Source organism: Mastigocoleus sp. MO_188.B34, assembly GCF_030065675.1.
GTDB lineage: Bacteria > Cyanobacteriota > Cyanobacteriia > Cyanobacteriales > Nostocaceae > Mastigocoleus.
The window spans coordinates 56,675-77,845 of sequence record NZ_JASJDK010000022.1 but is presented as its reverse complement, the minus strand read 5'-3'; the positions used below and the strand labels follow the sequence as shown (position 1 = coordinate 77,845).

20 protein-coding genes are annotated in these 21,171 nt (G+C 37.7%); 7 read left to right on the top strand and 13 right to left on the bottom strand.

What is annotated here, in order from left to right:
* Positions 1-365 precede the first annotated feature (365 nt).
* Positions 366-1,379, top strand: a complete 1,014-nt coding sequence (gene bioB, locus QNJ50_RS08425) for a biotin synthase BioB (protein ID WP_300634021.1) — start codon at positions 366-368, stop codon at positions 1,377-1,379.
* Between the two features lie 123 nt (positions 1,380-1,502).
* Here bioB and petL read toward each other — a convergent pair whose 3' ends face one another.
* From petL to QNJ50_RS08410, 3 genes are all read right to left on the bottom strand, one after another.
* Positions 1,503-1,598: a cytochrome b6-f complex subunit PetL gene (gene petL, locus QNJ50_RS08420; protein WP_300634019.1), complete on the bottom strand. Its 96-nt coding sequence runs from the start codon at positions 1,596-1,598 to the stop codon at positions 1,503-1,505.
* A gap of 138 nt (positions 1,599-1,736) precedes the next feature.
* Positions 1,737-2,447 carry a nucleotide exchange factor GrpE gene (gene grpE / locus QNJ50_RS08415; protein WP_300634017.1) on the bottom strand — a complete coding sequence of 237 codons (711 nt, stop codon included), beginning with the start codon at positions 2,445-2,447 and terminating at the stop codon, positions 1,737-1,739.
* Between the two features lie 205 nt (positions 2,448-2,652).
* Positions 2,653-3,036 (bottom strand): transposase, encoded by a 384-nt coding sequence (locus tag QNJ50_RS08410; protein WP_300634014.1) that lies wholly within the window; start codon positions 3,034-3,036, stop codon positions 2,653-2,655.
* A gap of 357 nt (positions 3,037-3,393) precedes the next feature.
* On the opposite strand from QNJ50_RS08410, the gene QNJ50_RS08405 reads away from it, so the two are divergent.
* Complete coding sequence (locus tag QNJ50_RS08405; RefSeq protein WP_300634012.1) at positions 3,394-5,166, top strand: ShlB/FhaC/HecB family hemolysin secretion/activation protein; 1,773 nt, start codon at positions 3,394-3,396, stop codon at positions 5,164-5,166.
* A 38-nt stretch (positions 5,167-5,204) separates the two neighbouring features.
* Here the strand turns inward: QNJ50_RS08405 and QNJ50_RS08400 are convergent, their stop codons facing one another.
* The 6 genes from QNJ50_RS08400 to cobM form a co-directional block, all read right to left on the bottom strand.
* Complete coding sequence (locus QNJ50_RS08400; RefSeq protein ID WP_300634010.1) at positions 5,205-6,959, bottom strand: ATP-binding protein; 1,755 nt, start codon at positions 6,957-6,959, stop codon at positions 5,205-5,207.
* On the bottom strand, positions 6,956-7,936 hold the full coding sequence (gene phnD / locus QNJ50_RS08395) for a phosphate/phosphite/phosphonate ABC transporter substrate-binding protein (RefSeq protein WP_300634007.1): 981 nt from the start codon (positions 7,934-7,936) through the stop codon (positions 6,956-6,958). The genes QNJ50_RS08400 and phnD overlap by 4 nt, the downstream gene beginning before the upstream one ends.
* Positions 7,937-8,313: 377 nt before the next feature.
* Complete coding sequence (locus QNJ50_RS08390) at positions 8,314-9,501, bottom strand: DNA double-strand break repair nuclease NurA (RefSeq protein ID WP_300634005.1); 1,188 nt, start codon at positions 9,499-9,501, stop codon at positions 8,314-8,316.
* Between the two features lie 68 nt (positions 9,502-9,569).
* Positions 9,570-9,923, bottom strand: a complete 354-nt coding sequence (locus QNJ50_RS08385; protein ID WP_300634003.1) for a phenylpyruvate tautomerase MIF-related protein — start codon at positions 9,921-9,923, stop codon at positions 9,570-9,572.
* Between the two features lie 300 nt (positions 9,924-10,223).
* Positions 10,224-10,703 carry a flavin reductase family protein gene (locus QNJ50_RS08380; protein ID WP_300634001.1) on the bottom strand — a complete coding sequence of 160 codons (480 nt, stop codon included), beginning with the start codon at positions 10,701-10,703 and terminating at the stop codon, positions 10,224-10,226.
* Between the two features lie 113 nt (positions 10,704-10,816).
* On the bottom strand, positions 10,817-11,641 hold the full coding sequence (gene cobM, locus QNJ50_RS08375) for a precorrin-4 C(11)-methyltransferase (protein WP_300634000.1): 825 nt from the start codon (positions 11,639-11,641) through the stop codon (positions 10,817-10,819).
* On the opposite strand from cobM, the gene QNJ50_RS08370 reads away from it, so the two are divergent.
* Positions 11,631-11,822 (top strand): hypothetical protein, encoded by a 192-nt coding sequence (locus QNJ50_RS08370; RefSeq protein ID WP_300633998.1) that lies wholly within the window; start codon positions 11,631-11,633, stop codon positions 11,820-11,822. The genes cobM and QNJ50_RS08370 overlap by 11 nt on opposite strands.
* A gap of 80 nt (positions 11,823-11,902) precedes the next feature.
* Here QNJ50_RS08370 and lgt read toward each other — a convergent pair whose 3' ends face one another.
* Positions 11,903-12,796 (bottom strand): prolipoprotein diacylglyceryl transferase, encoded by an 894-nt coding sequence (gene lgt, locus QNJ50_RS08365; RefSeq protein ID WP_300633995.1) that lies wholly within the window; start codon positions 12,794-12,796, stop codon positions 11,903-11,905.
* 270 nt (positions 12,797-13,066) lie between these two features.
* On the opposite strand from lgt, the gene coaD reads away from it, so the two are divergent.
* Positions 13,067-13,642, top strand: coding sequence for a pantetheine-phosphate adenylyltransferase (gene coaD / locus QNJ50_RS08360; RefSeq protein WP_300633993.1), 576 nt, complete (start codon positions 13,067-13,069; stop codon positions 13,640-13,642).
* On the top strand, positions 13,528-14,220 hold the full coding sequence (locus QNJ50_RS08355) for a DivIVA domain-containing protein (protein WP_300633991.1): 693 nt from the start codon (positions 13,528-13,530) through the stop codon (positions 14,218-14,220). The genes coaD and QNJ50_RS08355 overlap by 115 nt, the downstream gene beginning before the upstream one ends.
* 456 nt (positions 14,221-14,676) lie before the next feature.
* Here QNJ50_RS08355 and QNJ50_RS08350 read toward each other — a convergent pair whose 3' ends face one another.
* The 3 genes from QNJ50_RS08350 to QNJ50_RS08340 all read right to left on the bottom strand — a co-directional run bounded on the left by QNJ50_RS08350 (position 14,677) and on the right by QNJ50_RS08340 (position 18,610).
* The gene (locus QNJ50_RS08350) at positions 14,677-16,878 is read right to left on the bottom strand and encodes a caspase family protein (protein WP_300634029.1); all 2,202 of its coding nucleotides are present in this window, start codon (positions 16,876-16,878) and stop codon (positions 14,677-14,679) included.
* Positions 16,879-16,979: 101 nt separating this feature from the next.
* Positions 16,980-18,158 (bottom strand): sulfate adenylyltransferase, encoded by a 1,179-nt coding sequence (gene sat, locus QNJ50_RS08345; RefSeq protein WP_300633989.1) that lies wholly within the window; start codon positions 18,156-18,158, stop codon positions 16,980-16,982.
* Positions 18,159-18,316: 158 nt separating this feature from the next.
* Positions 18,317-18,610 (bottom strand): hypothetical protein, encoded by a 294-nt coding sequence (locus QNJ50_RS08340; protein WP_300633987.1) that lies wholly within the window; start codon positions 18,608-18,610, stop codon positions 18,317-18,319.
* Between the two features lie 168 nt (positions 18,611-18,778).
* Between QNJ50_RS08340 and rppA the strand changes: the two genes are divergently transcribed.
* Both rppA and QNJ50_RS08330 read left to right on the top strand, forming a co-directional pair.
* A complete protein-coding gene (gene rppA / locus QNJ50_RS08335; RefSeq protein ID WP_300633984.1) occupies positions 18,779-19,459 on the top strand; it encodes a two-component system response regulator RppA in 681 nt (226 codons plus the stop codon).
* Between the two features lie 185 nt (positions 19,460-19,644).
* Positions 19,645-20,913, top strand: coding sequence for an ATP-binding protein (locus tag QNJ50_RS08330; protein WP_300633981.1), 1,269 nt, complete (start codon positions 19,645-19,647; stop codon positions 20,911-20,913).
* Positions 20,914-21,171: the final 258 nt, after the last annotated feature.

Here is a 21,171-nt window from a genome sequence, read left to right as displayed (position 1 = left end):
AAAAAGAATGTAGTATAGAACACCCATATTTTTAGATTGATATGGCAAAATTATTTACTTGTAGCAACATAGATGTTACAGGGCAATCAAACTGTCTCATCCAGGTGAGACAGTTTTTATTTATGATTTTTTTATCTGATAAACAATGCTTGCTAATGAGTTATGACCTAGCAACATTAACTATTTATATGCTCAATCGTAAATTGGCTAAAATCTTGGTAAGCTGATTCCTAATATGTATTGTGAGCGATCGCAATCAAGATTAAAAACATTTCCAAACTGTACCTTGAGGTCACCATATCGGTCAGCAGTACCGAAATTACTCAACTAAGCTGTTGGTAAATGAATTTACGGGAAGGAATCAGATGTCGGTAGAAATACGCTACGATTGGCAAAAAACAGAAATTCGGGAAATATATGACACGCCATTATTGGAACTGATTTATAGAGCTGCTAGCGTGCATCGTCAATACCATAACCCAAAGCAGATACAAGTTTGCAAACTGATTTCAATTAAAACAGGTGCTTGTCCAGAAGATTGTAGTTATTGCGCTCAGTCTTCACGCTATCAGACTGAAGTGAAGCCAGAACCACTGCTCGACAAAGAAAATGTTGTGGGAATTGCCAAACAAGCAAAAGCCAAAGGTGTCAGTCGTGTGTGTATGGGTGCTGCGTGGCGAGAGGTACGGGATAATTCCCAGTTTGACCGAGTATTAGATATGGTTACAGAAGTAACAAATATGGGCTTGGAAGTCTGTTGTACCTTAGGTATGCTTACAGATACACAAGCAAAGCGTCTTGAAGCTGCAGGATTATACGCTTACAACCATAATCTGGATACCTCACGAGAACATTACAGTACTATTATCACTACCAGAAATTATGAAGATCGCCTAAACACCATCAAAAATGTTCGTCAGACTGATGTTACAGTTTGTTCTGGGGGAATTTTAGGTTTAGGTGAAAGTGTTGATGATCGAGTATCAATGTTATTTACATTAGGAAGCTTGCATCCCCATCCAGAGTCGGTACCAGTTAATATTCTGTCCCAAGTTGAAGGTACGCCATTAGCAAATCAGCCAGAAGTCCCAATTTGGGATGTAATCCGTACGATCGCAACAGCAAGAATTATTATGCCTGCTTCCGATGTTCGCTTGAGTGCTGGTAGAGCAAAGTTATCCCAAGTCGAGCAAGCTTTATGTTTTATGGCTGGAGCAAATTCTATATTCTCTAGCGATGATGGACATATGCTAACCGTTACAACTCCCTGTCCTGGATATGATGCAGACAAAGAGATGCTTGATTTACTTGGCTTAGAAATGCGTCCACCTGCTAATAGACAAGTAAAACCTAAAGAAACCACTGCTGCGATCGGATAAACTTTTGTTAGTTAATATTTTTGCTAGTTAACTATAGAGACGTAGCAGATGTTGTGCCGATACTGCAGGCTCTGCTACGTCTCCCTACGCAAACTTTCGAGTTTCTTGCTCGACAAAAAATTACTAAATTAGCTTAACGGCACGCAAACCGAAAAGCAATCCAACTGCTATTCCAATAAACAGACCTAGAAAGACAATGTAAGATACAACTGCAAACATTTACGTTTCTCCACATTTATTCACTACAACTATTGAAGCATTAATTTGGGATTGGGGATTGGCGACTGGGGATTGGCGACTGGAGATTATGTGCTGTTTATTCACAACCAATTACCCATTACCAATTACCCATTACCCTTACAAAGGAACTACTTTGGCGCGATAAAGTAACTTTTCAGCTTGACGATAACCAATATAGCGAACTTTTACCGTATCTCCCGGTTCTATGTTTCCTTCCAATAATTGATGTTCTTGAGGGTTATAGGGAATTTCGGCTCCTACTGCTGCAATTGTTTCTATTCCCCATTCAGATAATAGTTTTTCCAATGGTTTCTGCACTAAAGGCAACAAATTTACTGCCGCTAGCTTTGGATTTTCTCGAGCTTTTTGAGCTGCGCTGGGAAATTGTAATAATAAAGATTCTAATGATTGCAAGCTTGATAATTTAAATTCTTGAAGTAACGAGTATTTTTGCTCTTCTAATTGCTGCTGCAATCGTAAATATTCTTGTTGTAAAATTGCTACTTCCTGCTGTAATGATTCTAAACTTTGAATTTTAGACTTTTGGTCAGTAAGTTGTTGATTACTGTAATTTTCGATTTGAGAAATTGTTCGAGAATCTGGAATATTTATAGGCGAAAAAGTAGCAATCAATTCATTTAAGGAAATTTGTAAGACTTCTGCAAGTGCCAACAACACTTCCACTCGCATTTGATGCAGTTCTCCACGTCTAATTCGTAGGATTTGTCTTTCAGAAACCCCAGAATTCTTTCCCAAAGCTTTAAAGCTATCTATTCCTACTAAAAGCATCAAATTTTGTAGCTTTTCGGTAAAATCTGTTGGTGACATGATGATTAATGATTTAGATGCTAGAAGCGAATTTATCTACTTTCCTGTGAGCAATTTATCGGTAAATTTTAGCGAACAAATCAAAGTTATTAGTTGACAATAAATGGATTTTACATTTTTAATTGATACGTACCAACCGAACAAGTTTTCACAAAAAACTATGGTTTTTTGCTTATATTTATTACCAAAATAATAATATTATTTTTTAATTTTGAATAACTTTATTATTTTTTCTATACCGTCTTCTTCTATTAATCTGGAGTTGGTTTAAAACTCTACCCATAGTAGCTCTACTAACTTTAATCTCTGTTTTTGCCTTTAACAATTCGCAAAGTTTATCTAGTGTGGCGTCGTTGTTTTCTTGCGCTAACTGTTTAAGAACCTCTAAATGTTCACTTTTAAGTTTTGGTTGGTTACCTCCTGCATGAGGAAGAGGTTCTACTCTTCCAGTATGTTGATAGCGTCCGATTAAAGTTTGTATGAAACTGAGACTGACACAGAAACGTTTTGCTAGTTGACGATAGGAACCTTCTTTGTTGTTGTAGGCATCTATGATGTTTTGACGTAGATTTTTTGAATAAGCTCTCATTATTTAAGCTATTAGAATACACCCCAATCCAAATTTATCATCTTCGACGTGTAATTAATCGAAAGTGTTTAACTGCTAAACATCAAGCAATTAATTGTTTAATAGTGCACTAATAAATTTGAAATGCTTCATATACAATTATTTATTTTTAAAATTTTCTCAAATTTTCTTGCCGTCGTAAAATTGTCGCTGTCTTGGGTTAGATACTTAATTTGATTTATTAACGAAAACTTGTTTTATGTGAGTTCTTATTCATTTAGTACTATGAGAGCAAAAATAATATTAAAATCACAAGCTTATAAGTTCTGTGTGACCTTTAAGTCTTATCTAATGCTGAGTTTCACATTATTTCAATCAGTGTCAGCACAAACAGTTACACAAACAATAAACCCTACTATAGAAAATATTCAGACTCAGCAAAATCTTAATACCCAACAAATTAATACCCAACAAAATATTCCCGACCGACCACAACAATTAGACCGTGTAGTACCCAAATCACCTTCACAGCAAAGATTACCCGAACCAGAACCACCCCAACCACTACCACCTCCAGAAGATTTAATCCCCCCTTCCGATTCTCCGGTACAACAGTTTCCCTCACCAGGTGATATCGATAGAACTTTCAAAGTAGAAAAAATCAAAGTTGTTGGTAGTACTGTTTTTAAACAACAAGATTTCGAGTCAATCACCAAGAATTTGATTGGTCGTCAAATCAAAATGGCTGAATTACTTGAAGCAAGCTCCTTAATTACCAAACTATATAAAGAGAAAGGATATATCACATCTGGAGCTTTCATTCCTCCACAAACACTAAAAGATGGGGAGTTAATAATTCAGGTATTGGAAGGCAAACTGGAAGATATTAAAATCAGGGGAAATCGTCGTTTAAAGTCTAGTTATCTCAGAAGTCGTTTAGCCCGAGCAGGGAGAAAACCACTAAATAATAAACGTCTTCTTCGAGGGTTACAGTTACTTCAACTTAACCCCCTGATTGAGACTATTTCTGCTGAATTAGGTGCGGGAACGCGTCCGGGAGAAAACTTATTAGAAGTAACAATTGAGGAAGCAAAAACTTTTAGTCCATCTCTGAGTTTGGGTAATAACGCTTCTCCAGGAGTTGGTACTTTTAGTCGTCAGATCCAGATTTATGAAGGTAACTTGCTCGGTTATGGCGATAATATTACTGCTAGTTACACTAATACTGATGGTAGTAATTCTTTTAGTTTTAATTATGCTTTACCTATAAATCCCCGTAACGGTAATTTGATATTAAGTTATGGCAATTCTGATAATAATATTATTGAAAAACCCTTTAATATACTTGATATTGAATCAGCTTCTCGCTATTACGAATTAACTCTGCGTCAACCATTAAGAGAAACTCCTAACGAAGAATTTGCTTTGGGTTTTACCTTTAGTCGCAGGGAAAGTAAGATATCTTCTGAGGTTTTAGAAGAGCAGGGTGTTTCTGCAAACGAGTTGTCCCTGGGAGCAGATGAAGATGGAAGAACGAGAGTAAATGCAATACGTTTTTTTCAAGATTGGTCTATTCGCGATCACCAACAAGTTTTTGCCTTACGTTCTCAATTTAGTATAGGTTTGGGTGCATTTGACTCAACTGTTAATGATAATTCTCCTGATAGTCGTTTTTATACTTGGAGAGGACAGATGCAATGGGCGCGTTTGTTAGCTCCCGATACGATATTGGTTCTGAGGGGGGATGTACAGCTTGCGGATAGACCACTTGTATCTTTTGAGCAATTTGGTTTGGGTGGTGTTGATAACGTTCGTGGTTATGGTCGGGATATTTTACTTAAAGACAATGGTGTTTTTGCTTCTGCTGAATTGAGAGTTCCCATTGCTCGTTTTTCTAAAGAAGATAGTTTACTGCAGTTAACTCCTTTTGTAGATTTTGGCACTGTTTGGAATCGTTCTGGTCGGGACAACAACAATTTTAATTCCGATCCAGATACTTTAGCTTCTGTAGGAATTGGATTGCGTTTGCAACTGCAAGATCATTTAGTTGCTCGTTTCGATTGGGGTATTCCTTTAGCTTCTACTTCTAGAGAGAGGGATACTTTACAAGAAGATGGTTTCCATTTATCTATTATCAGCAGACCATTTTAAAGTAAATAAATTACTTATTACCCATTACCTATTACTTATTACCTATTACCTATTACCGTCACCTCCCGAGAACATTCCTGTAGTTGTTTTTGTTGTAAAGGAATTTCAATTAAAAACTGCGTTCCTTTTCCCAACTCAGACTGACACTTTAGCGAACCTGCATGTTTTTCCACGATAATTTGGTAGCTGATTGATAAACCAAGTCCAGTTCCTTTACCAACTTCTTTAGTTGTAAAAAACGGATCGAATAATTTCCGCTTGACTTCCTCCGTAATTCCAGGACCATTATCCACAATTGCGATCGCAACTCGATTTTTCTGAATAATTTCGGTGTGAATTCTTATTAGTCCTGGCTCGAGCTGTTTTTCTTTATTTTGTTTGATAAATACATCTTCTAAAGCATCGATTGCATTCACCATAATATTCATAAATACCTGATTTAGCTGTCCGGGATAACACTCTACCGGAGGTATTTGACCGTACTGTTTGATAATTTTAATTTCTGGGTATTCCGGACGTGACTTGAGTCGGTTTTGCAAAATCAGCAGAGTACTTTCTAAACCATCATGAATGTCAACTGCTTTCATTTCTGACTCATCCAAGCGAGAAAAGTTACGTAAGCTTAAAACTATTTGACGAATGCGTTCAGCTCCTATTTCCATTGAATTCAGAATTTTGGGAAAATCTTGAAAGATAAAATCTAAATCTATCTCTTCCGTTTTTTGTTGAATTCCTAGCCCAGGATAAGGCAATTCCTGTTTATATAGTTGAACTAGTTCTAAGATATCTTTGGTATATTGAACTGCATGTGTGATATTGCCATAAATAAAATTAACTGGGTTATTTATTTCATGTGCTACTCCTGCTACTAATTGACCCAAACTAGACATTTTCTCAGTTTGAATTAGTTGGGCTTGGGTATTTTGGAGTTCGCGCAAAGTTTGTTGCAGTTCGATTTCAGCTTGTTTGCGTTCTTTTATTTCACTTTGTAAATGTTGATTGAGTTCGCCTAGTTGGGTGCTACGCTCAATTAAAGTGTTGTAAGACTCGCTTAATTCTTCAGCCATGTGATTGAATTCTCTGGCTAGATGCTCAATTTCATCACCAGTTTTCAAGTTTAAACGGTAGTTTAGGTTTCCTGTACCAATCGCAGATGCACCGGTTTGTAACTTTTCAAATGAATGTATAACTGGTAGTACTATAAAGAAAAACCTAAGAGTAAAAACACATACAATCAAGGTAACAATCCCATAGGATATAAAATAAGAAGTCTGATTGAGTACTTCCAATTGATTTTCTGCCAAATCAATTTCTTTTCTGGCACGTCGAGTCAAAGCACCTAAAAATAGGTTTATATCCCGAGCAAATGCGTTGATGGAGCGAAAATCCTGTTGGGAGTCAGATAATAAAAAATCATTTGCAGTGAGATCAGATTGGGTTAAATCTTCTGTTAAACGAACAAGAAGCTGATGACGCTGAAAAATTTTATCAACTTCCGGAGCTTCAGGCATCAACTGTTGTAAGGTTTTCAAATCACCCAAAAATTTTGTATTATGCTTTTCAATCTCTGATTTTCGATCTTTGAGCAAAAGATTATCTTTGAGAGCATTTATTTCAGCTTTCAAGTGAATTTCTAATTGAAGTGCTAATTCAATTGTTTGATGGGATTTCTTAAATTGATGGTGTGCTGAGGCTACAGAACGATTTCGCCAAATTGTACCACCACTGAGAATAATAGCAATTAGCCCAATTGCTGCCGCTGAAGAACCAATAAACTTAGTAGAAATTTTCATTTGATCGCTTCCGAACGAAAGTTCAACTTTTTTCTAAGTTTTCTGATTCGTCTATAGTCTCGCTCGAGAATTAGGGTATAGCCAGTCGATTGAATACCCATGATTTCTTCAATTCCGTTGGGTGCTTGTAAAAAAGCCAGCTTTAAGTTTTCAACTAACTCTTCTGGTAACTTTTGACAAACAACTATAGGTACCTGAGAAATATAATCAGATTTCCAGATAGCCCGAAATTCATTTTGATTGAGCTTACCAAGTTTTTTTAACTTCATATAAAACGGAATATTAGTGGCTGCTGCATCTACTTTTCCTTCTTGAAGAGCCTTGATACTTTTGTAATGGGTTCCTGCGTAAATTGTTTGAACAAAGTCATACTTGGGAGTTATGCGTATTTGCTGAAAAGCGATCGCTGGGACTAAATAACCAGAGGTGGAGAATTTATCGACAAAAGCAACTCTCTTACCTTTGAGGTCTGACAAGCTTTGAACGGAGCTATTAGCCTTGACAAGGATTACCGATTTAAACCAGGGACGCCCACTGTATTTATCAATTGGTGCAACTAGAGGTTTAACTCGAGCTCCCCTTTCCAATGCTTCCAGATAAGAAGTGGCTCCAAGGTAAGCAATATCTATTTCTTCTTTTACTAACCAGTCAATAATATTTTGATATTCAGAAGCGATCCGGAAATCAACTTGTAATCCTAGGGTTTTCTCCAAATAGCGATCCAAAGCTTGAGTCATACCTTTTTGTTTGGTAGGACTGTAATTTGCTAACACCCCTATTTTTAAACTTTCTAGTCTTTTCTGGTTTTGACTGTCTTCATCAGGACTAGAAGAATACATCGCAAAATGATTTTTGCTAAATGTTCCAACCCTACAGCCACCTCCCAAAAGTGCAAATCCTGTCATCAAAATTAAAGCTACTCGTTTATGGAGATAGTTGTGGACAAAGATTTGCTGTAGTTCTTTGCTTATTTGCATAGCACCAAATATGTCGATCTTTTGGAAATTCTGGTAAGTATCTAAACAAACCAATAGTTTGAGTGAGTTTCAAGGGATTTAATTGCGAGTGTTTCAATTATTAACACCCGGAATTCAAGCGATCTAATTTTTACTTGTACGATATTAATCATAAAATTAGAAACCAGGTAACATTTTATCTTTACTACTGATATTTATACCTGTTAAAAATAAAAAAAGTAGAAAATTAAACAAAACACAAACGGATCCCAGTCGATAAAACAACAACTGGATCGCCAAAAATCTTATTGAATTGCAAATAAGCGATAAAAAATAATTAATACGATAGAAACCGAGAAATCAGCTGAACACAAATATTTCAGCGACGCTAAGCAATGCTAAGCAATACTGCCACGTTTCCTTGCTTCCTTATAGGAAGTTCCTACATTCCTTAAGCCAGCTTTAATCATTTGTCTTTCTAGTAACGCAAAAAATCTACTGCGATCGCCACCTCTGACTACTGCTTGGTTGTGGGCTTCTGCGATCGCAACTGGATAACCGTATCCTTTTTGAACTTGTGCCAACATTAATCCTAAAGCCAGGTCGAACATGGCAGTATTCTCAGCTACCCATGCAGGTACTTCGATGCGCGCAATTTCCGCACCCACATGGACGTAACAAAAGTAGATTCTTTGTTCATCGTATAAATCTAATATGCGGCTATTACTGCGCCATAATGGACTACGCTGTCCTGGTTTGAGCTGAGTTGACCATAAAGTTGTGTCCCGCAAAGTTTCAAAGGCTTTACAGGGTAACTTTTCCATTTGATTAGGACAAAAGCTTACGCAGTCAGGAGTATTATGGGGACAAGCCAACAAACGTAAGAAGTTCATTCCTTCGATACTGCGAGATGCACTCAAATATCCCATCAGGGGAATTTTAGCGTCGCGCAATTTTTCCCATGCTTCGAGAATTGGGGGTAAAATCTGCTCCCTAGCATCAAAGGGTAGTTGATCTAAAAACCAATAAATTAGAGAACCATCTACCATTGCTAAGGTTGGAATATCATCAGTCAAAGTCGCTTTAACATTCTTTGTTAACTCACTTAGCACTACCGCTTCGCTTGCTGTACGACGATAACTCATCCATTCTTCAGTTTTAATCCCCCACTGTCGAGAAACATACAAATCTTCTGGACGGTAAAATATTTCTGGCAAACTATCGAGGAGGGGATGTCGATTTTGCCCGTAATGTAAGACTACCCTGCCAATATTAAGTAGGTAGCAATAAGCTATTTCATGATGGTTTGGAGCAATTTGGGAACCATCGGTTGCAACAACAGTGTGAATTTTCGGCGGTACTGGGATATCTATACAAGTATTTAGGGGTTCAACGGGCGTTGCATTTGCAAATAAAATGCGATCGCGCCATTTTTCCTGTACCTTGACAAATTTTTGTTGTGATTTACAGGCTTCTTGAAAATATTTTTGGGCGTTTTCTAAGCGTTGACGACTTGCGGTAGCTTCTTGAGTCAGATGTTGACTCAAACCTTGCATTTGTCGCGTTAGTTTAGTGAGGTCAAGCATAAGGTAATTTTAGGTGAAGAATTATGATTTTCTAGATGACCCTATGCTAAAACCGATCGCTGGCTAAATTAACCAAAAGTTCTCCCATTCCAACCCCACATATAACCTTTAGAGTCAACAAATTCAATGTAAATCCGATTTAATGGGATCCCTAAAGTTTGATTAATTTCTTGGCAGAAATCTTGACTCATTGCTTTTGTTAGATCGGGTTTCATCGTACCTACGCTTTTGATTTCGATGTAACAAACCGGATCTGTTGTTCCAGCAAATGTCATTGGTATTTCCGCTTCAAATGCTGTCATGACATAGGATTCGGGTTTCCCAAGATGTTGAGCTAGTTTTCCCGAAAGACCTTTAAGCATAGTTTCTATGCTAGCTTTTTCTGGAGTCGGTACGGATGTTTGAACTTTAATTAAAGGCATAAGGTTAAGATAATCTCAAAAATAAACTATTTAATTTAATTTGATTTAATTTGATTTATTAATATTACGGTGCGTGATCGCTAATTTTATATATTATTATTTGTTCAAACAAATCATGGTGACGCGTTACGGCTTACGCTTAACACATCCTACAGAACAAAATTTTGATACGCACAACTAATTAAGAGCATTTAACTCGAAATTCAAATATTTCAACTTCTTACAATAGGAGAATACTATTCAGAAAAATATCATGGTGGTGCGTTACGGCTTACGCCTAACACACCCTACCAGGCTGACTTATCCGCCGTAATTCCAACCAGTAGTCTCCAATAGCAGCTGTTTACCTTCGCGATGTATCCCAGAAGCGATAACTTCACCAACGTATACTGTGTGATCCCCTTTATCTACTTTACCGACAACTTGACATTCAACATAACCCAAAGAATCAGAAATAATTGGACAGCCCGTTTCACCAGTGTAAAACTCTACATCTTCAAATTTATTACCAACACGGCGCATAGGCTTGAAGAATTTTTGCGCCATCTCTTTTTGTCCATCTTCTAAAAAGCTGAGGGCGAAAACTCCACTTTTTTCTATCATTTGGTGAGAAATGGAGTCTTGCTTAACACAATTAACAATTAAAGGTGGTTGAAATGACGCTTGCATTACCCAACTAGCGGTGAAGCCATTCATTTCTTCTCCATCTTTGACGCCACAAATATATAAACCATGGGGAATTTTCCGCAGCATGGTTTTCTTCGCTTGTTCGTCTAACATCGGTGTATCTGCTTGAGAAATTCTACATAGTTAAGTTTACAGAACAGCGGACGCTAAACTTTCTACCCTTAGGGTAAATATTTATCCATAGCTTTAGGATTGAGATTTTTCTATTACGTATTCCCTGTTCCCTGTTCCCTCTTAACCTTAAATTTGTTCGGACGAAATAAATGATCGTGTTCTGGGTTATAAAGACGCGAACGCGCACTTGTTGCTGAAAGCGCAGGACTGATAATGTAAAGTGTGGTGCGAATCAAATTATTTTCTCGGGTACATTCTGCCATTTTGTTCAAGGGTACAACCCAAATATTTTCATCATTCCAGCCCAAACGATAACAAACAGCAATTGAAGTATCGCTGGGGTAATGTTCTAAAAGTTTGGCTTGCGCTTCTTCTACATGACGAGCGCTCAAGTATAAACATAAACTGGCTTGATGAGCAGCAAGGGTTGCTAATTCTTCGGTTGGAGGTACCTGAGTCCGACCGCTAATCCGAGTCAAGATAATAGTTTGAACTAATTGGGGTACAGTCAGCTCAATATTTAATTTAGCAGCAGCAGCTTGAAAGGCGCTGATACCTGGTATCACTTCAAAGGGTATATTTGCTTCTATTAAAAATTGTATTTGCTCGTGAATGGCACTATACAGACTAGGATCGCCGGAATGAAGACGAACTACAATTTTTTCCTGTCCCACTTTTTCTATCATTAGGGGCACAATTTCTTCTAAGGTTTTATTTGCTGTGCGAATTAATTCAGCATTTTTTTTGCAACAACTTAATATTTCTTTAGGTACTAAAGAATCTGCAAATAAAATTACATCGGCTTGAGATAAAATTTTTTGTGCTTTTATGGTTAACAAATCTGGATCTCCAGGTCCAGCACCAATAATGTATACTCCTGCACTTAGTTGATTGGTGGTGTTTTTGGTGGCGTTCATTGCTGGTGTTATTACGGTTAAAATGAAGTGCTATAGTCCTGTGGAAAAATTTTTTTGGAATTTTATTCCAGAACTTTCCGGATTAGAGATTTATATCCAGAAGAGAGATATGGTAGATGCACCCTGGTTAAGCCCTAGAGAACACTCTGGGGCATTTTTTATATCTAAGGGAAGTAACTGAGAGAATTCATTCAGAAAATTGAGAATTTCAATTATTTTCTAAACTCTTTGCTCTCATATACACGTTTATATACGTTTTCGTCAACGACCCATCCGTTCTACTTCTTTATCTTCATTAATGGGTGTGGATGCAGAGACAACATCTGGCAAAGGACGCTTCAAGTAATAAAGCCAAACCAAGCCAAGTACGCCCAAAAGAATTTCTACTAGACTAATAATTTGAGCAACTCTTAGTGGTCCCAACATTAAGCTATCAGTTCGTAGTCCCTCAATCCAAAGGCGTCCCAAGCTGTAGGCTACTAAATATACCAAAAAAATAGTACCTGTTTTGAGTCGCTGCTTGCCTGGTAAACCTTTAAAAAATAAAGTTATTAGCAGAGCAAATACCATTACATTCCATAAAGATTCATAGAGAAAAGTCGGATGGAAGTGATCAAAGCTTGCAAGTGCAGGAGGACGATTTGCTGGTGGGATATAAAGTTTCCAAGGTAGATCTGTAGGAGCACCAAAAGCTTCGGAATTAAAAAAATTACCCCAGCGACCAATTGCTTGTCCTAATATCAAAGAAGGAGCCACCAAATCTGTCATTTGCCAAAAAGATATTTTTTTCAGTTTGGTGAAGATTACAGCAGCAATCAAACCACCAATGATTGCACCATGGATAGCAATTCCCCCTCTCCAAATGGCAATTATATCGCCGGGATTACCAGCATATTCCTGCCATTGAAATAAAACATAGTATAGACGGGCTGATGGAATGGCAGCAATTACTAACCAAATTACTAAGTCACTTAATAATTCAGGGTTAACATTACGTCGTTTTGCCAAATACTGAGATAGGATTACACCAATTAGTACTGCTGTAGCTATTAGTAAACCATACCAACGAACTGTAAAAGGTCCAACTTCAAATAAAATTGGTCCGGGTGACGTAAATTGAAACCCAAGTAGCAAAGTTGGAAAATCAATTACCATACTTTTATTACCTATAACCATATAATCTTTATCTAATTTAGTGTGCTTTGTGCATAAGATATGGCACTTGGACTTCAAGTTAAGGAATTTGTAACTTAATCAGTGCATTTATTACTTTAGATGTTCTTGTCGTCGCTTTCCCCGCTAGTGGGTAATAAATAATAAGTAATCGGTAACAAATACGATCTTGTGTAAATAAAAATAGCTGTTAAGTAGGATCCAAAGTAAGGTTCGATATAATCACCTCAGCAACGTTGAGGGACTACAATCGTGATTTCCGTTTACCCAGGAAGTTTTGATCCAATTACGTTCGGACACCTTGATATTATTGAACGCGGGTCGAAGTTATTTGAAAAAGTTATAGTAGCCGTACTGCGAAATCCAAATAAAACGCCTTTATTTTCAGTGCAACGAAGACTAGAACTAATCCGTAGTTCTGTGTCACATCTCCATAATGTAGAGGTAGATGCTTTTGAGGGTTTAACTGTAAATTATGCTCATATGCGAAATGCTCAAGTCTTATTAAGAGGTTTGCGAGCAATTTCAGATTTTGAAGTTGAACTCCAAATGGCACACACTAATAAAACTCTGTCCACAGAAATTGAAACAGTTTTTCTTGCCACATCAAATGAGTATAGTTTTTTAAGTAGTAGTGTGGTAAAAGAAATTGCAAGATTTGGTGGTTCCATAGATCATCTCGTCCCAGCCCACGTTGCGCTAGAAGTCTCCCAATGCTACAGCCACAACAATTCGATTTCGAATACAATCAAAACGGAAACAATCCCCCACCCCAAGAGTTTTCCCCCGGAGAATCTTACCCCGACTCTCAGCGACAAGGAAACTTAGATATTCAACAAGAACTCAATCGTATAGAAGAAATTGTTCTTGCAAGTCCACGTATTCCTCTAACAAAACGCACTTTAATCGATGAAGAGAAGTTACTCGAACAACTTGATTTTGTTAGGGTTTCTTTACCAACAGCTTTTCAAGAAGCATTAGCAATCCTTCAACAGAAAGAAGATGTGCTGTTACAGGCTGAAGAATACGGACAACAAATAGTTGATGCTGCTCAAGCCAAAAGAGCCCAAATTTTAGATGAAAGTGACATTATCAGACAAGCAGAACGAGAAGCAGAAAAAATTCAACATCAGGTGCAACAAGAGTGTGAAGCAATGATGGAAGAAACTCTTGCTGAAATCGATCGCAAACGGCGTATTTGTCAGCAAGAAATTGATGAAATGCGACGTCAAGCGATCGCAGAAGCTGATGAAATAGCCCAGGGTGCAGATAATTATGCGGATAATGTGCTGGCAAATATCGAACAAGAGTTAGACGATATGTTGCGAATTGTTCATAACGGACGCCAACAGCTTTATGCTGATGTACCCCCGCACCGAGATCCAAACTCTCATAAGAAAAAGTAAATGTGGCGCTATGTGTAAGTTAAAAGTCGTCATTAGCATGGTGTGTCTGTAGGACATAAGTAAAAAATCAAAAGTCAAAAGTCAAAAGTAAAAAATCAAAAGTAAAAAATCAAAAGTTAGAAGATGTCCTACGGACACGCTTTGCTAACAAAACAGACTGCGTCTGGGAGAAGTAAGATTCAAAATTCAGAATCTGTTATTTCAAAATTATCTAAGTCAATGGATTAGACATTGAACATAGACAGGGTGCTGACACAATTAGAACCGAAACAATTAGAGAAGTGTAATCACAAGTATTTGAAAAATTAATTTAATATTTTTTTGGAGGAGGAAGAAAAGAAAGCTCAACAAATAACTTTCAATACAATTTAATAGTAAATATATAAATAATTTTGCTTATCTAATTTAGAATATCCGCGCTTTGTACCCCGGTTTTATCAACCGGGGATATTTTAGTTAAACCACTTGGTAAACAAAGCTCAAACCAGCCCAATTGTTAACGTTGAGTATGTAAGAGTCAACATTACTACCACTAGTATCCACTCCGTCATTACTTGCATGATGCAAATCGAGCAGCATCGCTTCTGCTACTTCCAATGGGTTTAACAGTGCTAATACTCGTTCTTGTTTAGCTCCAGAATGCTTACTATTTTCCAAAGCTTTAAGACTTTTGCTGAAGGGAGCAGTACTAAAAACCAACTGAGTTTCACACCAAGAAACTAACCCTTTTGCTACCCATTCAAATCCAGCAGTGCTTTGGGGAATTACGCGGGTTTCTCCTGGCTCGATCGTTATATCCCGAAGCACTGGTTTTGTTTGTGAAGCGTCATCTTCCTCAATTTCATCCCAAGGATAGAGAGCAACAGCATTTTTGCTGGTATCTAGACCAAGCAAAATCAAGTACAAGGGAATTTCACCTTGATTTTGCACGCGATACTGCATTCTAGAACCGATGGGTACGGTGGGAATACCTTCAATGCTAGCTCGATTGCCGCTTTGATTGGACAAGTTTTTTTGAGTATCTGACTTTCGCCCGGTTTTTTGCTGCATAACCGTGCGGGGTGATATACCATTATTGATTTCCATACTTGCTTTGACTTGCAAACAGGATGAAGCTTCATTATCTGTAAGTCGCCACAGTTTGGCTGCTAGCAAATTTTTTAACTTCGGCGCTAAACGCTGTACTGCAAGTTTTACTACTTCTCCTTCTTCACCAATGGTATTGGGAATTTGTTTTCCTCCCAAAGAAAAGAACCCATAGCGACTAGGAGATGTCATTGAGGATACACCAGATGAATCTCTACTATCTGCTGTTGGTAATTTACCAAAAATATAGTCAGCAGGTTGTTCTTTGGCTATTACAGTTGATACATCCTCAAATGCCGAAAATGCACTAGTTGCATCTACCCGTTCAATTCTTTCTAAGGAATTATCCAGGGCGATGGTTAAATCAATATTACGAGATACAATTCTGACTGATTCTTGAATTAGTTGCCCAACTTTTAAAGAAGGGGTAATTTGGCGATTATCTGTGCTAGCAATTTGAGCTTTTCCTCTCAAACCACTGCGCGATCGCAAAACTAATTCTAGATCGGTTTCTTCATCGTCAACAACCTTGAACCGAGAATGATTTTCGTAGCATTCAAGAACTTGTGGTGGTATCCCGGCTAAAAATATTTCGCAGTTTTTACCTTCTTCTTCAACTGATGTGATTGCTCCTTCTGCACCTGTAGAGTTTGTTGCTAGTAAGTTATCCCTAATTCGTTCTTTAAATTGACTTTTTTGCCCGTCCAATATTACCGGTTGTTGTTGGGAACCTATGCGTTCAATCGTACTACCCAAATGAGAAAGACTGAATTGAATAGCTTTTGGTTCAACAGTTTCCCATAAATATTGGGTTAATGCGTAGGTAAATAAACCGGCACTAAATCCAGAACATAAGATTTCTCTGGCTGATTGCTTGGGAGTTGATGCTGCAACTAATGCTAGGGAATCTTTGGTTACAATTCGATTTTTGAGTTGTTTTTGAAAATCAACTTCTGCTTCTGCTAATGCTGCTTGTGGTGAAGTTTCAGTCGCACGAATCAGCAAACCATTGGGAAGGTTGGCTTGCTGAGCATAAAAGCTTGTATCCAAAACTGCAATTGCGCTTTCTGTTGGTAGCGATCGCAATAACAAAAACAGCGTATCTACCAATAAATAATCAACAGTTTCTTCATTCTGCGAAGAATAATCGACGGGTACTAGGGCATTTTCGGTTGTTCCAATCAATGCACCTTGTTTCACGCGACTGCCATAACCACTAAAGTGAAAAACAACCGCATCACCGGCTTTTGATTGATCTATGAGATGCTCGATAAAAGCTGTCTCAATTCCATCCCTAGTAGCTTTTTCATCACTTAAACATAAAATATCTGACGCCTGGAAACCAAATCGATTAATTAAAAGTTCTTTTTGTAATTCCAGATCCGTTAGACAACCACCTAGTGGGGGAATGTTTGGATATTGATTGATACCAACCAATAAAGCTAACTTTCGCGATGTGGGTTGTGCCAAAGCTTGATAGTAGGGATTCCCCCAGGATAACCATTCAGCTTCAGCTATCCCCACCGCCGCAAGTATAGAGCCAAACCGTTGCAAAAACGCGCGCCGCTTCATCATCCAGCTTCTGTGCCCTCAATCTATCAGGTATCAGCTTAAAGGGCTGTAGTCTGTCGTGTAAAGCCAGACAATATACTGTTTTTGTAGCAGATTTTTATTTAAGCATTAATTGCTACTTGCATCGCCCTAACCAATTCTGCCGCTACCTCCGGACGGGAAAACTCTGCTGGTGGTGAATCTCCACGACGCAACATTTCCCGTACCTTAGTTCCAGAGAGGTGAATCCGCTCTTCTGGATTACTAGGACTAGTCTTAGATGTTGCCATCTGTTTGGTGCGCCTGCAGAAGAAGGCATGCTCAAATTTCATTGGCACGATCCCCAATTCTTCGGGAGAAAATTCATCGAAAATATGTTGAGCATCATAAGTGCCATAATAATCACCCACCCCAGCATGATCGCGCCCAACAATGAAATGGGTACAACCATAATTCTTCCGAACTAAGGCGTGGAAAATTGCTTCTCTAGGACCAGCATACCGCATTGCAGCTGGATTAATCGCCAAAATTACTCGATTTACAGGATAATATCCTTCCAATAAAATTTCGTAGCAGCGCATCCGCACGTCAGCCGGAATATCGTCTGATTTCGTTGCTCCGACCAATGGATGTAGAAATAAGCCATCAACAGTTTCTAGAGCGCATTTTTGGATATACTCATGGGCACGGTGGATGGGATTACGAGTTTGGAAGCCAACAACGGTTTTCCAACCCTTTTCCAAAAACATTTTCCGAGATTCGGCAGGATCAATTTGATACTTAGGAAACTGGGGATGGGGGTCGCGTTGCAATAGCCACACATCACCTGCTAAATTTACAGAACCTTGATTGTAAACTACCTTTACACCAGGATGTTTTTCTTCGTCGGTACCATAAACATTAATTGCTTCTCGCTTTTTGTCGTAGTGATACTTTTCACTTAGTTGTAGTACCCCAATATACTGACCGCTAGGATCGTCAAGGCGAATGTAGCTACCTTCTTCCAGTTCTGCGGCTACTTCTTCCGTAACTGACAGGGTAATTGGAATTGACCATACAGTACCATCAGCCAATCGCATTTCAGTTACGACTTGATCGTAGTCCGCTTGGTTCATAAAACCAGTTAAAGGACTAAAGCCGCCAATCGCAATCATTTCCAGGTCGGAAACCGCTCTTGCGTCAAGTTGAACTCGCGGTAAATATTCAGCTTTAGAAACAAACTCTTGTTTTTGTTCTGGTGTCGCAACACGATTAACCAACTGACCACCGTGGGCAGAGATACCCTGATTTTGCTTGCTCAAAATAACACCTTGTGTGCTTTACTGCGATTTTCTTCATTATTTATTAACTTACCAAAATGCAGTAAAACATTGAAGAAATTTATTAATGGTTGTTAGAAGTTGAGTGTTAGGGGTTGGGGATAAAAAATTAATAAATTCTTAAAAAATGGCAAATTTAATCAATTCACAAGTAATTTTCTGACTTTTCTTGGTGGTAATTCTAGTTCTTTAGCAATTTCTACTTCTATTTCTTGTAAGTCAGTGGTAAACAGTTGAAATTCTATTTTCTTCACACCTCTAGTTTTTTCACCTCTGATTTGTTTTGTTGCTGTCACCGTGGAAAAACCTTTCCCAGAATCAACCTTTAACACAATTGATGAGAACTGTTGTAAATACGATTTACTCTGTGGCTTAACAGATACTTCTAGCTTGACATCCTCATTAGATAAATTAATTAAAAGTTCTTGTGTCATCCAACCACAAAAAAACCAAAAAACTAGTCCTAATAGTGGTAATGACAACCAAAACTCTAACCTGAAATATTGAAAATATTTCATTAAATGTAACCATCGAGATTGAAGCATTATTCTAAAAATTAGAGAAATATTCCCAACCAAGTATCCGAGCAAACAATCATATCTATGATAATTCTACTGGTAGAAGACGATCCCAGGCAGTTAGAGCCACTCCATGCGGCTTTATCGGGAGTTGGACATATTGTTGATGCTGTTGAAGATGGGGAAACAGCCCAATTATTACTGGCTCAAAAAGAATACGACCTATTAATTTTAGATTGGATGCTACCTAATGTTAGTGGTATTACATTATGTAATAATTACCGCAAGACCGGTAAAACTTCACCAGTACTGATGTTAACAGCTAAAGATACTACCAAAGATAAAGTTACGGGTTTAGATGCTGGTGCAGATGACTACCTGGTTAAACCTGTAGATGTAATAGAATTATTGGCAAGAGTTCGTGCTTTGGGGCGGCGATCGCCACTATGGCAGGGTGATACCCTTAAACTAGGTGATTTGGAATTACATCTCCATAGTTTAGTTTTGCAAAGGGGAGAAGCGCGGGTGCAATTATCTACCCGTGAATTTCAGTTTATGGAATATTTAATGCGTCACCCAAAGCAAGTATTATCACGTGACCAAATCGAACAAACACTGTGGGAATGGGGTACGCACCCAGAAAGTAATGCTGTCAGTACTTTAGTAAGAAGATTGCGACACCGTTTAGAGTCTGTAGGGGTTAAGGATTGTTTGGAAACTATATATGGTATGGGTTATCGCTTGAATACCCCCCTGGATGAATAAGTAATGAGTAATAAGTAATGAGTAAGAAGTCGTAGAGACGTAGCAGAGCCTACGGCGTCGGCGAAGCCTCTGCTACGTCTCTACAGGAGTAAGGAGTAAGAATTAAAAAATTACCAATTACCAATTACCAATTACCAATTATCAATTACCCATTAACAGTTAATAATCAACAACCCAAAATAATCATGTTTACTCGCAGTCGTCGTCGTTTGACCTATCTGTTTACTTTACCGATGGGTTTAATTCTGATTGTCTTTAGTTCTGTTATTTACTTCTTCAGCCTAGAAGATCAAATCTCGAAATTTGATAAAGAACTCAGGTCAGAAACCGAAAAGATAACTAAAAGAACCGAATATATTAAGCAAGAAGATGACTGGGAATTTAATTATAGAAGGAAATGGCACCTAAATAATGGAATTAAACATATCTGTTGGTACGACCGTCATGGGATATTGAAAAATTCTCATGATGACTATTCATGTAATTTCAAATTAACTGGATCGCCAGGTTCGCGAACTGTTAAATATCATCAATCTCACTTAATTCCAAAAATAAAATTTAAACGCGAGCTAACTTTAGAAATTAAAGCAAACGAACAGTTAATTGGTTATTTACAAGTTGCACAATCATTAAAATCAGTACAAGAAGAACTAGAAAAGGAGCGCTTATTATTTTCCTTAGGAATACCAATAACCCTTGGTTTTATTGGTGTAGTTGGTTGGTATCTTGGCGGTTTGGCTATGGAACCTACAAAACGCTCTTACGAACAGTTACAACGTTTTACTGCTGATGCATCCCATGAGTTAAGAGCACCTGTTGCAGCTATTTTGAGTAATGCTCAAGTTGGTTTGCTTGCTCCAGAGAATAATGCAGAACAACCACGTCAAAGATTGGAAAATATTGTCGATATTTCCAAAACTATGAGTACCCTCATTAGTAATTTATTATTCTTAGCTCGCCATGAAGGAAAATTAAACCCGCAAGATTTACAAAATTGCGAACTTGTGAACATTTTCAAGGAATTAGCTACTCAATATGATTCCATTGCTAAAACTGAAGAATTAAATTTTATTACTGATTTCCCATCTCCACCAATTAATTTAAAAGTAGATGCAGACCTTTTGCGCCATGCAATTAAAAATTTATTAGACAATGCTTTTAAATATACTCCTCAAGGAGGAAGCGTTAAATTAGAACTTGTTATTCAATCACGCCGGGTATTGATCAAAGTAAAAGATAATGGAATTGGAATTCCACAAGAAAATCTACCTCACATTTTTGAGCGCTTTTATCGGGTTGATACATCAAGAACTAGATCGTCTGGTGGCTTTGGTTTAGGACTTGCGATAGTCCAACAAATTATTCAAGCCCATGATGGGCAAATTAGCGTAGATAGTACTGTTGGAGAAGGTACCACTTTTGAAATTACTCTCTTCGTCAAAAAACTTAATTAAATCAAAGAAAAAAATTCCACAGCATAATTAACTAGCAAGATTAAAATCACGTGTATAAAATTATGAGTGTTTTCAAGAATAGAGTTTATGCTTATCGAACTTAACTTCAATTATTTTAGAAAGGTTGAGAAATCTAATATTTCAGTTTATTATTATTTTTTTGTTAAAAAGTTGACATTTATTTTATAAGCTGTTTGAGTCTGAATTGAGTTGTGACTATAAATCTGTCACTTTCTCGTCATATTTATTTGGGATAAT

Coding starts and splice junctions, on each gene's coding strand:
- bioB (WP_300634021.1), top strand. CDS start 366: ATGTCGGTAGAAATACGCTACGATTGGCAAAAAACAGAAATTCGGGAA.
- petL (WP_300634019.1), bottom strand. CDS start 1,598: ATGTTTGCAGTTGTATCTTACATTGTCTTTCTAGGTCTGTTTATTGGA.
- grpE (WP_300634017.1), bottom strand. CDS start 2,447: ATGTCACCAACAGATTTTACCGAAAAGCTACAAAATTTGATGCTTTTA.
- QNJ50_RS08410 (WP_300634014.1), bottom strand. CDS start 3,036: ATGAGAGCTTATTCAAAAAATCTACGTCAAAACATCATAGATGCCTAC.
- QNJ50_RS08400 (WP_300634010.1), bottom strand. CDS start 6,959: ATGAAAATTTCTACTAAGTTTATTGGTTCTTCAGCGGCAGCAATTGGG.
- phnD (WP_300634007.1), bottom strand. CDS start 7,936: ATGCAAATAAGCAAAGAACTACAGCAAATCTTTGTCCACAACTATCTC.
- QNJ50_RS08390 (WP_300634005.1), bottom strand. CDS start 9,501: ATGCTTGACCTCACTAAACTAACGCGACAAATGCAAGGTTTGAGTCAA.
- QNJ50_RS08385 (WP_300634003.1), bottom strand. CDS start 9,923: ATGCCTTTAATTAAAGTTCAAACATCCGTACCGACTCCAGAAAAAGCT.
- QNJ50_RS08380 (WP_300634001.1), bottom strand. CDS start 10,703: ATGTTAGACGAACAAGCGAAGAAAACCATGCTGCGGAAAATTCCCCAT.
- cobM (WP_300634000.1), bottom strand. CDS start 11,641: ATGAACGCCACCAAAAACACCACCAATCAACTAAGTGCAGGAGTATAC.
- lgt (WP_300633995.1), bottom strand. CDS start 12,796: ATGGTAATTGATTTTCCAACTTTGCTACTTGGGTTTCAATTTACGTCA.
- QNJ50_RS08355 (WP_300633991.1), top strand. CDS start 13,528: ATGCTACAGCCACAACAATTCGATTTCGAATACAATCAAAACGGAAAC.
- QNJ50_RS08350 (WP_300634029.1), bottom strand. CDS start 16,878: ATGAAGCGGCGCGCGTTTTTGCAACGGTTTGGCTCTATACTTGCGGCG.
- QNJ50_RS08340 (WP_300633987.1), bottom strand. CDS start 18,610: ATGACACAAGAACTTTTAATTAATTTATCTAATGAGGATGTCAAGCTA.
- rppA (WP_300633984.1), top strand. CDS start 18,779: ATGATAATTCTACTGGTAGAAGACGATCCCAGGCAGTTAGAGCCACTC.
- QNJ50_RS08330 (WP_300633981.1), top strand. CDS start 19,645: ATGTTTACTCGCAGTCGTCGTCGTTTGACCTATCTGTTTACTTTACCG.